The organism is Bradyrhizobium sp. BLXBL-03, from assembly GCF_051853015.1.
In the GTDB taxonomy this organism is placed as follows: Bacteria; Pseudomonadota; Alphaproteobacteria; order Rhizobiales; family Xanthobacteraceae; genus Bradyrhizobium; species Bradyrhizobium manausense.
Genome location: NZ_CP182470.1, coordinates 3,424,921 through 3,437,836, shown reverse-complemented (window position 1 = coordinate 3,437,836; position 12,916 = coordinate 3,424,921). Strand labels below are relative to the sequence as shown.

The 12,916-nt window shown below is 63.7% G+C and carries 11 protein-coding genes and 1 pseudogene; 8 read left to right on the top strand and 4 right to left on the bottom strand.

Annotated elements, in window-relative coordinates; all coding sequences use genetic code 11:
- Positions 1-83 precede the first annotated feature (83 nt).
- Both lepB and ACNJX9_RS16325 read right to left on the bottom strand, forming a co-directional pair.
- A pseudogene (lepB, locus tag ACNJX9_RS16330) lies at positions 84-829 on the bottom strand (signal peptidase I).
- A 125-nt stretch (positions 830-954) separates the two neighbouring features.
- On the bottom strand, positions 955-1,788 hold the full coding sequence (locus ACNJX9_RS16325) for a LysR family transcriptional regulator (RefSeq protein ID WP_057748755.1): 834 nt from the start codon (positions 1,786-1,788) through the stop codon (positions 955-957).
- A 127-nt stretch (positions 1,789-1,915) separates the two neighbouring features.
- On the opposite strand from ACNJX9_RS16325, the gene ACNJX9_RS16320 reads away from it, so the two are divergent.
- Both ACNJX9_RS16320 and ACNJX9_RS16315 read left to right on the top strand, forming a co-directional pair.
- A complete protein-coding gene (locus ACNJX9_RS16320) occupies positions 1,916-2,509 on the top strand; it encodes a cysteine hydrolase family protein (protein ID WP_439409536.1) in 594 nt (197 codons plus the stop codon).
- Between the two features lie 12 nt (positions 2,510-2,521).
- Entirely contained in the window at positions 2,522-3,160 is a 639-nt protein-coding gene (locus tag ACNJX9_RS16315) for a glutathione binding-like protein (RefSeq protein WP_439410070.1), read from the top strand.
- 75 nt (positions 3,161-3,235) lie between these two features.
- On the opposite strand, the gene ACNJX9_RS16310 is transcribed toward ACNJX9_RS16315, so the two are convergent.
- Positions 3,236-4,324, bottom strand: a complete 1,089-nt coding sequence (locus tag ACNJX9_RS16310) for a DUF2778 domain-containing protein (RefSeq protein WP_439409535.1) — start codon at positions 4,322-4,324, stop codon at positions 3,236-3,238.
- Between the two features lie 611 nt (positions 4,325-4,935).
- Between ACNJX9_RS16310 and ACNJX9_RS16305 the strand changes: the two genes are divergently transcribed.
- Together ACNJX9_RS16305 and ACNJX9_RS16300 are read left to right on the top strand one after the other, a co-directional pair.
- Entirely contained in the window at positions 4,936-5,463 is a 528-nt protein-coding gene (locus tag ACNJX9_RS16305) for a FecR domain-containing protein (protein WP_057748765.1), read from the top strand.
- Between the two features lie 62 nt (positions 5,464-5,525).
- A complete protein-coding gene (locus ACNJX9_RS16300; protein WP_439409534.1) occupies positions 5,526-7,412 on the top strand; it encodes a CHASE2 domain-containing protein in 1,887 nt (628 codons plus the stop codon).
- Positions 7,413-7,464: 52 nt separating this feature from the next.
- Here ACNJX9_RS16300 and ACNJX9_RS16295 read toward each other — a convergent pair whose 3' ends face one another.
- Positions 7,465-9,462 (bottom strand): glycosyltransferase, encoded by a 1,998-nt coding sequence (locus tag ACNJX9_RS16295; protein WP_439409533.1) that lies wholly within the window; start codon positions 9,460-9,462, stop codon positions 7,465-7,467.
- A 221-nt stretch (positions 9,463-9,683) separates the two neighbouring features.
- Between ACNJX9_RS16295 and ACNJX9_RS16290 the strand changes: the two genes are divergently transcribed.
- From ACNJX9_RS16290 to ACNJX9_RS16275, 4 genes are read left to right on the top strand one after another with little or no spacing between them, the layout of a single operon-like run.
- Positions 9,684-10,421 carry a class I SAM-dependent methyltransferase gene (locus ACNJX9_RS16290; RefSeq protein WP_439409532.1) on the top strand — a complete coding sequence of 246 codons (738 nt, stop codon included), beginning with the start codon at positions 9,684-9,686 and terminating at the stop codon, positions 10,419-10,421.
- Positions 10,418-11,260: an NAD-dependent epimerase/dehydratase family protein gene (locus tag ACNJX9_RS16285; protein ID WP_439409531.1), complete on the top strand. Its 843-nt coding sequence runs from the start codon at positions 10,418-10,420 to the stop codon at positions 11,258-11,260. Before ACNJX9_RS16290 ends, ACNJX9_RS16285 begins: the two co-directional genes overlap by 4 nt.
- Entirely contained in the window at positions 11,257-12,234 is a 978-nt protein-coding gene (locus ACNJX9_RS16280; protein ID WP_439409530.1) for an ATP-grasp domain-containing protein, read from the top strand. Before ACNJX9_RS16285 ends, ACNJX9_RS16280 begins: the two co-directional genes overlap by 4 nt.
- Complete coding sequence (locus ACNJX9_RS16275; RefSeq protein WP_439409529.1) at positions 12,212-12,892, top strand: metallophosphoesterase family protein; 681 nt, start codon at positions 12,212-12,214, stop codon at positions 12,890-12,892. Before ACNJX9_RS16280 ends, ACNJX9_RS16275 begins: the two co-directional genes overlap by 23 nt.
- The last annotated feature ends 24 nt before the right edge of the window (positions 12,893-12,916 follow it).

Here is a 12,916-nt window from a genome sequence, read left to right as displayed (position 1 = left end):
GTTTTGGCCGTAGCCCGGATGGAGCGCAGCGCAAACGGTGTCCCGGATTTCGCTGCGCTCCATCCGGGCTACAACGAACCCTCCTATTGCACCTTCCCCAGCCGCTCGGCGCGCAGTTCGCCGCTGGAATCGAGCGACCAGAAGATCCGCGTCACCTTGCCGATGAGATTGTCCATCGGGACGAAGCCCATCACCGACTTGAAGCGGCTGTCGGTGGAGTTGTCCCTGTTGTCGCCGAGTGCGAAGAAATGGCCCGGCGGGACGGTGTAGAGCTCGGTGTTGTCGGCGTAGCCGTTGTCGACGCAGTCATAGGTGATGTAGCTCACCCCGTTCGGCATCGTCTCGCGCCAGCGCTTGACCCTGGTGCCGGTGTCGCCGCCGCAGGCGGAGCCTGCCGCGACATCTTTCAGCGCGACGCGCGTCACCTGGATGTCGTTGAGGAAGAGTTGTCCATGCCGCATCTGGATGCGATCGCCGGGCAATCCGACAACGCGTTTGACATAGTCGATCTCATTGTCCTTCGGCGACCGGAAGACGACGATGTCGCCATAGGCAGGATCAGCAGCGCCGACGCGGCCGGAGATAAAGGATGGCGTGAAAGGAAACGAATAGCGGCCGTAGCCATAGGCATATTTCGCCGCGAAGACGTAGTCGCCAACCACCAGCGTCGGGGCCATCGAGCCGGACGGAATGTTGAGGGCTGGAACAGCACGTAGCGAAACAGGATCAGCGGCGACCACAGCACGGGCACGAGCAGGATCAGGATGATAATCGCTTTCCATTCGCGAGGTCTGGCCCTTGGCCGGACGGTGTCCTGAAGCGTGGTCATCGCATTCCCTGCCCGAGATTGTCGTCGCCACGGATTGCGCAACCTGTAGGCGCGCACAATCCCTGACCCGTCCGACTTGGTCGTCCCGCTGCCGGGCTGCGTTCGAAGCGGCCGCCGGCCGCCGATCAACTCTGCGCCATCTCCTGAAAACACGCCCGCACCCAGTCGATCGTCACGCGCGTTGCGGCGTCGCGCTTGAGGTGGTTTTGCACCAGCAGCCAGACGTCGCGCCGCTTCGGCAGCAGGCTGGCGCGCAGGCGGCGATCGCCGAGCAGGTCCGCGCAGACATATTCCGGCAACACGCCGGCGGCCCGATGCGCGCGGATCAGATTGCGGATGACCCGGACGTTGTCGGTGACGCAGCGCGCGCGGGCCTTCTTCGTGCGCAGGAATTGCATCTCGGGAATGGCGCCGAGCTCGTCCGGATAGGTGCATAGCATCGGCTCGCCTTCGGTCGCGGCAGGCTCGAAATAATAGAGCTTGATGTCCCCGAGCCTGGAGATCGCAAAGTCGCCCTTGTCGGGCTTGCGCAGTCGGATGGCGAGATCGGCTTCCCAGCGCGAGAACCTGACGTTCTCGCTGGAGGTGAGGAATTGCAGCGTGAGGCCCGGATTGGCGCGCAGGAAGTCGCTCGCGCGCGGCGACAACACCGTCTCGGCGACCGTGTTGGTGGAGGCGATGCGCAGGCGCCCGACCGGCCCTTCCAGGCTCTCGCTGAGGCGGCCGATCTCGGCCGCATGCGCGGCCATCGCCTCGACATGCGCCAGCACCGCCTCGCAGCTCCGCGTCGGCCTGCGCACGCCGTCGGCGGCCTCGAACAGGCGCAGGCCGAGCGCTCGCTCGATCCGCGACAGCCTGCGCCCGACCGTGGTCTCGTCGATGCGCAGCCGCGCGCTGGCGCCGGCATAGGTGCCCTCGTCCCTGACGGCGGCGATGATGCGCAGATCGTCCCAGTTCATGAGGCGAAGGTATATCGGCCGGGAGGCGCCTGCAATATCGCAGCCACCGGCTGCAATATCCCTGCATATCGGCAGGCGGCTCCGGCGTTATGCTGGCCCGGCCTTTCGCCCTGGAGATTGCCTGACCATGACGACCGCAAAGACCCTGCTCGAGCTCGCCGGCGCCGACCTCACCCCGCCACGCCTTGCCGATGCCGCGCTGGTGCTGATCGACATCCAGAACGAATATCTTGCAGGCCCCCTCGCCCTGCCCGACGCCAAGCCCGCGATCGCGCGGGCGGCTGCGCTGCTGGCACGGGCACGCGAGGCTGGCGGGGCGATCATCCACATCGCCCATCGCGGCAAGGCCGGCAGCCTGTTCGATCGCGGCAGCGAGCGCGGTGCCATCGTCGCCGAGCTCACGCCTCGTGCCGGAGAGCTGGTGATCGAGAAGGAGCTGCCCAATGCGTTTGCCGGCACCGATCTTAGGTCGCGTCTTGCCGCAACCGACAGGAAGAACATCGTGCTGGCCGGCTTCATGACGCATATGTGCGTCAGCTCCACGGCGCGCGCCGCGCTCGATCTCGGCTTTCGCACCACCATCGATGCCGATGCCTGCGGCACGCGCGACCTGCCTGATGGGCGCGGCGGCACGCTGGACGCGCGCACCATCCACGAGGTTGCGCTCGCCGAGCTTTCCGACCGCTTCGCGATCATCGCGCGCGGCGATGCGCTGAGATAACGGAGCAACATGATGCTGCAACTCTATTTCTCGCCGATGGCCTGCTCGCTTGCGAGCCGTATCGCGCTGATGGAGGCAGGTCTCGAGGCGCGCTATCACCAGGTGCATCTTGCGACCAAGACGATCGCGGACGGCGAGCGCGATTTTCGCGGCATCTCCGCAAAGGGCGCCGTGCCCGTGCTGGTGCTGGAGAACGGCGAGCGGCTGACCGAGAGCGCGGCGGTGCTGCAATACATCGCTGACCTCAGGCCCGAGCGCGGCCTTGCGCCGCGGCCGGGAGATCTGGATCGCTACCGCCTGCAGGAATGGCTGAGCTTCGTCGGCACCGAGATCCACAAGGCGTTCCTGTTTCCGACCTTCTGGTACAAGGACGACGGCTCGCTCGCCAAGCCGCGCGCGCGGATCAGCCAGACGCTGTCGGTGCCATCAGCGCATCTGGCGGACCGCGAATTCCTCGTGGGCAACAGATTCACTGTCGCGGACGCGCATCTTGCCTGGGCTCTGCTGCTGCTTCGCCCCGCCGGCGTCGACGTCGCGCAATGGCCCTCGCTCGCTGGATATCTCGAACGCATGCAGGCACGGCCCGTGATGCGAGAGGCGATCGCCATCGAGATGGCATTGCGCAAGTCCGTCCCGGTCGATGCGGCGTAGAGGTCACTCTGGAAGCAGAAAATCAAAAAGGGCCGCAGCGAGCGGCCCTTTTGCATGATCTCGAATTGACCAGGCCTAGTCGACCCGCGCCAGCACCGCCAGCTTGCGGATCCCCTTGTTGCGATAGGCGTCGAGGAACGCGTAATAGTCCTTGAACGAGACGCAGCCGTTGGAATCGCCGTTCGGCCCGAGCATGAAGGTGTGTGCCAGCAGGCCGTCGCGGCCGTAGATCGCGCTCTCGCCGCCGATCGGCGTGAGACGCAGCGCGGGCACGCCATGGAACAGCGCCTCGCGCGGCTTCAGCGTGTAGATGTGCGGCGGGGTGACGCCGCGCATGCGCACGCGCTGCGAGTGCGGATCGTCGAGGTTGGAGCCGAGGCCGGAATGCGCCTCGAGCCTGGAGCCATCGGGCAGGTAGACCGTCTTGGCGGTGATGTCGTAGACCGCGGTGTCGCGATCATAGGGCGGGGCACCGCCGAACATCGGGTTCTGCTCCTTCGGCGCAATCGCCGAGGTCACGCTGGCATCGGCCGAAGCGTAGGCGAGCAGGCCGCCGGAGGACTCGCGCTTGCCCCACAGCTTCTCCACCATCGACTGGCGCGGGCCAGTGATCGACATCACCGCAGCCTTGGCGCGATCGGCAAACGACTTTGGCTTGGCTTCCGGCGCCGGCACGATCTGGGCCGGATCGGCGGAGGCGAGTTGCACCGGCGCGTCCGAGCGCTTGCCCTTCGCGACGTCAGCGACCTTGTCAGCGACCCGCTCAGCCACCCTGGCGGGGTTGAGCGGCTTCAGCACTTCCGCGACCTTCGCGACAACGGTCGGCTTCGGCGTGGCTTCCGCGACCTGAGCCGCAGGTGCGGCGCTCGCCGCGTTCGATTCGACACCCTGCGTCGCCGCGGCGGCAAAGCGCTCGTTGAACTGTTCGCGTGAAATCGGTTTGGCCACCTGCAGCCGGTCGGGCAGCAGTGCAAAGGTTTCCCTGATGGCCTCGCCCGCCTCGCGCAGCGCCACCTTGGGCGCGCGCTTGACCACGGGCTCGTCGTAACCGGCGCTGCCGACGGTCGGATAGACGCTGGCGGCGAAGATGTTGTTGTAGACGGTCCAGCCGGCAAGCAAGACGCAGCCGGCCACGGCCGCGCCAAGCAGGTTTTGGGTGGTCATTTTCCGGGAAGGCTTCCGATAGGAATTTTTCTGCTTCCGTGCCGCGTAACTCGGCGCAGCGATACTCGTACTCATTCGCCTTGCGTCCAGGACGGTGTCACTCAGTCCCCCTTCGAAGCGCCGCTGGTCACGTTCCGGAACCAGCATCTCGCAGAGGGTCGGAGCGTCATTAAGGCGACTTTTAGTTAAATGCAGATTAAGTTCAGGCGGTTGTAGGGCAGCTCGTTAACGCTGTGCCATTTTGAGAAAAAGGCCCGCGGAACTACGGACTTAGGCGACACTGTTAACCATAATTCTCGGCCGGTTCAGCACACTCAGAGGGCCTCGCCGACCGCACCTTTGGACCCACCAACCAAGTCATTTTCGTGGTCATCCATGTCCGCAAGATAGCGGGCAAGCGTTGCGCGAGGCTGATGCCTGGCGGCGTCATTTCACCTCACGCCGCCGACGTCGCTGGGTGCCCTGACCGAAAGTTGATCGCCCCAATCTGGAAATGGCCGCGGCGGCAAAATAGCTACACGCTCCGGCACTTTTCAGCAGCCTCTGCGCATGATACGGTACCGTATCAACATCGCCTTGAACTGTGCCGAGCACGTCAAACGGAGGCTGGCATGAGTGGGTTTTCGCGCGCGGGGTGTTGCGCCCTGGCGTGGTCGTTGCTGTTGATCGGATCTGCGACCGCACAGCCTGCCACGGACGTGGGCTGCACCGCGTCACCCTCCGCCGCCGGCACGCAAGTGTGGCGTTGCGACAACGGCATCACGATCGTTGCAGAAAACGGCGCGAGATTTGAACTGAAGGACGTCAACCGCGACGGACATATAGACACCGTCGAGTTGAGCGGCAAAGCGCTGCTGGTCGAGGTGCCCAGGAAACCCGGCGGCAATCCCTTCAAGGTGCTGACGCCGCAAGCGATCGCCGCGGTGCGCGGCACCAAATGGGCGGTCGATGTCGCAGAGACCAAGACCTCCGTGTTCGTCGCCAATGGCCGTGTTGGTGTGACCCGGAGGGTGGCGCGCGGACGCGGCGCCGTGCTAGGTCCCGGCGAAGGCGTCGACGTGGAAGCGAGCGGTCCGCTGACTGTCAAGACTTGGGGCCAGCCGCGCGTCGATGCGCTAATGGCGAGATTGGGTCAATAAGGCCCGTACACATCAATAAGACCCGCGCACGAGCGCGGAAAGACAGATTGTAGTACGACGTAATGAATAGACGTTTTCAGATCCTGCTCGCCCTTGTCCTTGCGGCCCTGTGGGGCGGCGGCATTTTTGCCGCTCACACCTACGGCCATCTCGCCTTTCTCGATCGGCTCGAGGCGACGCTGACAGACCTGCGCACGCTTGCGCGCGGCGTGCAGGCCCCGCCCGATCTCGTCACCATCGTCGCCATCGACGACACCGTGGTGAAGCGCGGCGGCACCTATCCGCTGCCGCGGGCCGATCTGGCGCGCGTGGTCGACGCCATTGTGCAGTTCAAGCCGAAGGTCATCGCCATCGATCTGCTGCTGGTCGATCGCAGCGCTGCGATCGGCGACGCCACGCTGGCGCACACGCTCGCAACCGGTCCCATGGTGCTCGCGGCCGCGGCGATCTTCCCGAACGAGAGCGAAACCGTTGGCCCCGGCAGCGCCGGACCGCTCGCCATCCTGCCCCAGGCCGAGCGCTTCCTGTTGCCGTTGCCTGCTTTCGCCGATCACGCCGATGTCGGCATCGTCAACGTCGCGACCGGGCAATCCGGCTCGCCGCTCTCGGTGCCGATGCTGTTCCGGACCGGCGACAAGGTCGAACTGTCGTTGCCGCTGCGGGTCGCCAGCCGCGCGCTCGACAAGAAGCTGACGATCGCGCCCGATCGTCTCACGCTCGGCGATCGCGTCGTGCCTGTAGACAGCGACTTTTCGCTGCCTATCACTTACTACGGCCCGCGCCGAACCATCCGCACCGTCAGCGCGCAGAGCATTTTCGACGGCACGCTCGATCGCAAGGCGGTCGAGAACCGGATCGTCGTGATCGGCGCCGCGGTTGCCGGCGGCGGCGACTTCTTCCCGACGCCGTTCGATTCCCTGATGCCCGGCGTCGAAGTCATCTCGACCGCGATCACGCATCTCGTCGCCGGCGACAGCATCGTGCGCGACCGCAAGGTTCACATCGCCGACGCGCTCACAGCGATCCTGCTGCCGATGCTGCTGATCGGCCTGCTGGCGTGGCGGCGCAGCGCGCTCGGCTTCGTCGCCGCAGCCGCCGTGATGATCGGCTGGGCCGGGCTCAATCTGTTCGCGTTCACGCATGGCGTCTGGCTCGACGCTGCGACCACGCTCGCGGCCGCGATCCCGCCGGTCGCGGTGTTCATCGGCGTGCAGACCTGGGCGGGAGCCCGCCGCACGCAATACCTTGCCGCCAGGAGCCGGTCGCTGGCGCAATTGCAGGCGCCGGCGGTGCAGGAATGGCTCGCGCGCGATCCCGATTTCCTGGCCAAGCCGGTCCGGCAGGATGCGGCCGTCGTCTTCATCGATCTGTCGGATTTCACTGCACTGAGCCAACAGCTCGATCCGGACCAGCTTCAGGACGTTCTGAAGGCGTTTCACGCGCTGATCGACAAGGCCGCGGTCGATTGCGGCGGCATGATCACGAGCTTCCTCGGCGACGGCGCCATGATCCTGTTCGGCCTGCCGCGCGCAATGCCTGACGATGCGGCGCGCGCGCTGAAATGCGCGATCGACCTGCATCGCGGCGTCGCGCGCTGGATCGCATCGCTGCCGCCTGCGATCGGTGCCCGGCTCGGCTTCAAGATCGGCGCGCATTGCGGTCCGATCGTCGCCTCGCGGCTCGGCGAGAGCCATCAGCACATCACGGCCAATGGCGACACCGTCAATCTCGCGAGCCGGCTGATGGAGGTTGCCGCGCAAAACGGCGCGCGGCTCGCCGTGACCGATAAGCTGCTGGACGCTGCCGACTTCCACGGCGCACCCGACGGCGTGCTGTCCGGTCCCCTGCTGACGCAGGTCCGCGGCCGTTCCGGCGTCGTGACCGTCTGGTTCTGGCGCGACCAGCACAGGCCGAGCCAGGCCGCCACACGGGCCGAGATGATCGACTGAACTCCGCTGTCGTTCCGGCGAAGGCCGGGACGACAACGTAGAGAGTAGCCTGCTAGGGCCTGCGCCTGAGCACGCCGAGGCCGCCGAGCAGGCCGCGCGACATCAGCTCGCGGAAGCTGTCATTGACGAGGACCTCATCGACCTGGTCCGAGATCAATTTCGCCTCGGCCCCGGTCATGACGTTCGACGTGAACGCACCGCCCTGCTTCATCGCGTTGAGCACATCCTTGACCAGCGGCGCCCCACCCGACGGAATCTCCGGCGGCTGCCAATCCAGACCCTCGATGACGAAGAGGCCGCCCGGCTTCAGCGCGGGAAACAGCACGCCGAGCGTCAGGTGCTGATGCACCGAGGCGTGCGAGCCGTCGTCGATGATGATGTCGAGCGGCTTCTCCTTGCGCGCGAGCTCTTCCAGCATGCCGCGGTCGCCCTGGTCGAGGCGATGGATCCTGACGCGCGGATGCGAGAACCAGCTGAAATCCTCGATGTCGACGCCGATGATCTCGGCGTTCGGGAAGTAGTCCAGCCACATCTGCAGCGACGGCACCTGATCCCGGGCGCAGCCTTCGACCCGGCCGCGGCACAGGCCGATTTCAAGGATCCTGATAGGCTCGAGCGCCTTCGACCGGAACAGCTCGTGATAGACGCGCGTGTAGTGATGGGCCACATCGCCCTTGCAGGCCGCGCCCTTGTCCGAGTCGTATTTCGCCGCGAGCTGCGTCAGCCAGTTCGGCTCGAGCACCAGCTTCTTGAGATAGCCCGCAACGCTCTCTTCGGGGACGGCATCGAAGCGCAAGCCCCGCTCGGCCCACATCCTGCCCCAGAGATGGACACCGGTCACGCGCGGGTCGCTCAGTAACTCGAAGCCCGCACGGCTTTCGGCGGCGAACAGCTCCACCTCGCGCCGGTCGATCGCGTTGAAGCTCGTCGGCGGCAGGATCGACGATTGAAGCTCCTCGCCGCCTGCGACGAGCAGATATTCGCTGAGCAGCAACGGTCCCACCGCGCCATATTCGACGCGATTCTCGCTGAACATCCGCTGCAGCGACAGCGCATAGAGGTTGGCCATGTGAACCGAGCCCCTGGGCGCGCGCATCGCATCGCCGACGCAGACATGCCCGTTCTCGACGCCGGACCATTGCGTGGAGAACACGTGCTCCCTGCCGAAATCCAGCGGCTTGACCAGGACGATGTCCGTGTCGAGCCACCAGCCGCCGAGCTCGTAAAGAACGGCATAGCGGAAGATGTCGCTGAAATAGCGGATATCGCTGTTCAGGACGGCATGCTGGTAGATCGCAGCAGGCACGAGGCTTGCCGCATCCACCACCATCACCCCTGAAGGCACGCGCGCCTGCATCGCGGCGACGTTGTCATAGGTGTAAAGCCTGACCGGATGGCCCTGGCGGACCATCGACTGCAGCGACAGGCGCGACATATCACTCAGCGGCGCGTTCGACCAGAAGCAGTGAATCGGATCGCGCGCTTCACCCGATCTCGCGCGGGTTCGAAGATGCGGATTGAACTCCGCCGTCAGGGCATTCCATTCGTTGCGGGGAACGGAACCGCACTCGCCGAGGAACGGCAGTTTCTGATAGGCCCGCGCGATCAGGAAGCAGAGGCTCGCCTGATCGGCTTGCCCCATCCTGCTCAAGGCGTTGCCGAAATTCTCCCAGATCGACGGATCGACGGGATCGAGCGCCACCGCACGCTGAAACGCCTCGAACGCCTGCGCCTGCATCCCCTTGCCCAGCAGCGCCGTTCCGAACGTCGCAAGATAGGTCGCCTTCATCTCGCTCGTGAGCGCACGGCCGGCCCAGTTGATGGCGGCATCGTAGTCGCCGTTGAGCAGAGCGACGCCGGCCATCAGATGAAGCAGGCCGGCATGGTTCGCGTCCGAAGCAAGGCCTTCCCGACAACGGGCCGCGGCCTGCTCGAGCTCGCCTGACTTCAGATGTCGAAGGCAGATCTGGTAAACTTCATCGCGCGTCAGCAACGACGGCCCCGTCGAAGTCTCATCAGCCCTTGCGAGAGTGCCATCGTGATAATTCATGGAGAACCTTCCGGATCATGGGACAGCGGGCAGCAACCCGCTTCCCAAATCCTGGGAAGCTCGCCGCATCTCGACTATCCCGCTCGTAGCTTGTTCGAAGCTTGCCTGAAGCTTGACACCGCCTTCGCTTCGCCGCGCCCGCGCGTGGCGAATCAAATGGGCCGTTGATAAGCGTGAGATCGGGCGTCCGATGGCGCATCGAACCAGGGGAAAGAGAGCCCATGAACAGTCGGCTGGATGTCCATGTCGCCGCCTACGAGGGCAAAAGCGTCTACGATTTCGACAACGAGATTTCGTTGACCTGGTATCCGAAGCGCATTGCTCGTGTCGTCAAGGATCCGGGCGCCGTCCTGGACCTCGGGCTGGGACACGGCTTCGCCACCGAACTCTTTTCGGACTGCTGCGAGCGTCATGTGGTTCTTGAAGGCTCCCCCGCAGTCATCCAAAACTTCAAGCTGCGGTTCCCGGAGAACAGAAGCGAGGTCATCGAAACCTACTTCGAGGAGTTCGAGACGGACGAACAATTCGACCTCATTGTCATGGGGTTCATTCTCGAACATGTCGACGACCCCCTTCTGATCTTGAACCGTTTCAGGAACTTTCTGGCCCCCACGGGCAAACTCTTTGTGGCGGTCCCCAACGCCGAGGTCATGAACCGAAGGCTCGGACATCTTGCCGGAATGCTGCCGGATATGGAGGCTCTTTCGGAGAACGATCTGGTTCTTGGGCACCAGCGGTACTTTACGGTCGGCTCCCTCACCAAGCTGGTGACCGAAGCCGGCTACAAAATAGAGAGAATGGAAGGCATCTATCTCAAGCCCTTCGCGACTAGCCAGCTCCTGTCGTTGCATCTCGACACCAAGATCATCCAAGCCTTGTGCGAGATGGGCGTTGACTACCCGGAGCTGTCCTGCGGGCTGCTGGCGCAGCTCACGCCAGACGGTTCGGCGCGATCATGAGGGTGTTGATCGTAGGCCGAACCTCGGCATGCGCGCAGGCGCTGATCCCGCTGCTTCGTGAACGGTACGACGTGCTGACGGCCGGGCGCAGCGGTTGCGATGTCGAGCTGGACCTATGTTCGAACGATGTACAGATTCCCGGCGGGATCGACTGCGTGGTGAATATGGCGGCCGCCTTCGGCGGCAAAGAATTGCCCGACACGCTGCAAGCCATGAATGTCAACGTGCTCGGCCTGATGAAGCTCTGTCACGCCAGCTCCAGGGCCAACGCGAAGCACTTGGTGCATATCTCAAGCATTTTCTCGGATCTCGCCAACGATTCTCCCTTCTCCGGAGCTTACGCCCTTTCAAAAAGGCATTCCGAGGACGTTGCGCGGTTCTGCGGCAGAGAGCTTCGGCTGCCTGTCGCGGTACTCAAACCCTCCCAGATCTATGGCGTGGGAGAGTCGTTTCGAAAACATCAGCCTTTCCTCTACACCATGATGGACAAGGCCGAGAGAAACGAAGACATCGACATCTTCGGCTCGAATGACCCTCTGAGAAACTTCATTCACGCTGACGACGTGGCCAAGATTCTCTCGGCCGTCATTGCGATGCGGATCGAGGGCATCTATCGCTGCGTGAATCCCGACAACGTCAGATATTCGCAGATTGCGGCGGCGGCGATTACGGCTTTTGAAAGCAAGAGCAAGGTCAGGTTCCTGAGGGATAAGCCCGACATCCCGGACAACGGCTTTTCTTGCGACGACACGTTGTTCCGGATGATCGATTATCTTCCCCGCATATCCACCGAGCAAGGCATGCAGATGGAAGCGGCTCATCGAAGGCTGGCATCGTGACGACAGTCCTGGTTTCCGGCGCCGCCGGAATCGTCGGCTACGGAATCCTGCGCTCCCTCAGACTGTCGAAGCGACCGATGACGCTCATCGGCACCTCGATCTATGCCGACTCGGTCGCGCCGGGATTTTGCGACATCTTTGAGATCGTCCCCAGGACCGATGCGCCTGACTACATCGACCGGCTTGCCGCGCTGCTGCGCAAACATCGGGTCGACGTCGCATTCCCCGGCATCGATGCCGACATGTACAAATGGGCAGATCACGTCGCCGAACTTGAAGCGACCGGAACCAGGGTCGTTCTCAATTCGCGCGAGCTGATTTCCCTCTGCTCCGACAAATGGGCCTTCTACCAGCGGCAGCAGGAATTGATGCCGCGCTACGCGATCCCGAGCTATCTGGACATCGACTTCGATGTCCTCAAGGCGAATTGCGGCTTGCCATTCCTGCTGAAACCTCGCCGCGGCTTTGGCTCCAAGGGCATCGTGACGGTCGAGACTGCGGAGCAGCTTGCCAGGATTGCTCCCGCGACAAAGACAATTTTGATGGCCCAACCCATCGTCGGACGAGACGACGAGGAATTTACCGTGTCCGCGTTCTGCGACGGACAAGGGGGCTTTTCCGCCTGCATGGCGCTTCGCCGAAAACTCTCCAAGGATGGATTCACGGAAAAGGCCGAGGTCGTCGACCACGCCGAGTTCTCCGACGCGATCCGGGATCTGAGCAAGGCGTTTTCGCCAATCGGGCCAACCAATATCCAGTTCCGCAAGACTGACACGGGCCTGAAGCTGCTCGAGATCAATCCGAGGATTTCGTCATCGACGTCGATCCGCGCCGCCTTTGGCTACAACGAGGCGCTCATGGCGGTCGACATGGCCATCGAGCAACGACTGCCGGTGCAACCAGACATCAAGCGCGGCAGAGCCGTCCGCTATACCGAGGATTTCATCTTCCATGACCATAGCGTTCATCTCTGACATCCACGGAAATTTCGAGGCGCTGAAAGCGGTTCTTGCCGAGATCGACCGCATGCGCGTCGAGGAGATCGTCTGCGTGGGCGACGTGGTCGGCTATTATTCCCAGGTGAACGAATGCTGCGATGAGCTGAGAAGGCGCGGCATCCCAAGCGTTCTCGGCAACCATGACTGGTATCTCGGCTACGGTGGGTTCTGCACCAGATCCAGGAGCGTGAACGAGTGTCTGGTCTATCAGCGTAAGGTCATCACGTCCGAAAACGTGAACTGGCTGAGGGCCTTTCACCTGCAAATGCAAATGGACACTGTCCGGATCGTCCACGCCGGCTGGAGCGATCCGATCGACGAGTACCTGACCAATCCGAGCGAGGACTATTTCGCGCGCCTGTCCGGCACACATTTCGTAAGCGGTCATACCCACGTGCAAAGCATCCACCGCTTCGGCGGAAAGACCTATTGCAACCCGGGATCCGTCGGACAGCCGCGCGACGGCGATCCACGAGCCGCGTTCGCAACCTTCGACGGCGAGACCTTCGCGCTGCACCGGGTCGCGTACGACATGCAAAAGGTCTTTGACCGGATGGAGGCCGCGGGATTCCACGACTACTACTATGGCGGACTGAAGACTGGCGCGAAGAATCTCAGGCGGCTCGCAGATTGACCCTCGCGAACCCGGCGTTGTCCG

What these genes read in the sequence shown, in the direction of transcription:
- ACNJX9_RS16325 (WP_057748755.1), bottom strand. Translation starts at nt 1,788, where the DNA reads ATGAACTGGGACGATCTGCGCATCATCGCCGCCGTCAGGGACGAGGGC.
- ACNJX9_RS16320 (WP_439409536.1), top strand. Translation starts at nt 1,916, where the DNA reads ATGACGACCGCAAAGACCCTGCTCGAGCTCGCCGGCGCCGACCTCACC.
- ACNJX9_RS16315 (WP_439410070.1), top strand. Translation starts at nt 2,522, where the DNA reads ATGCTGCAACTCTATTTCTCGCCGATGGCCTGCTCGCTTGCGAGCCGT.
- ACNJX9_RS16310 (WP_439409535.1), bottom strand. Translation starts at nt 4,324, where the DNA reads ATGACCACCCAAAACCTGCTTGGCGCGGCCGTGGCCGGCTGCGTCTTG.
- ACNJX9_RS16305 (WP_057748765.1), top strand. Translation starts at nt 4,936, where the DNA reads ATGAGTGGGTTTTCGCGCGCGGGGTGTTGCGCCCTGGCGTGGTCGTTG.
- ACNJX9_RS16300 (WP_439409534.1), top strand. Translation starts at nt 5,526, where the DNA reads ATGAATAGACGTTTTCAGATCCTGCTCGCCCTTGTCCTTGCGGCCCTG.
- ACNJX9_RS16295 (WP_439409533.1), bottom strand. Translation starts at nt 9,462, where the DNA reads ATGAATTATCACGATGGCACTCTCGCAAGGGCTGATGAGACTTCGACG.
- ACNJX9_RS16290 (WP_439409532.1), top strand. Translation starts at nt 9,684, where the DNA reads ATGAACAGTCGGCTGGATGTCCATGTCGCCGCCTACGAGGGCAAAAGC.
- ACNJX9_RS16285 (WP_439409531.1), top strand. Translation starts at nt 10,418, where the DNA reads ATGAGGGTGTTGATCGTAGGCCGAACCTCGGCATGCGCGCAGGCGCTG.
- ACNJX9_RS16275 (WP_439409529.1), top strand. Translation starts at nt 12,212, where the DNA reads ATGACCATAGCGTTCATCTCTGACATCCACGGAAATTTCGAGGCGCTG.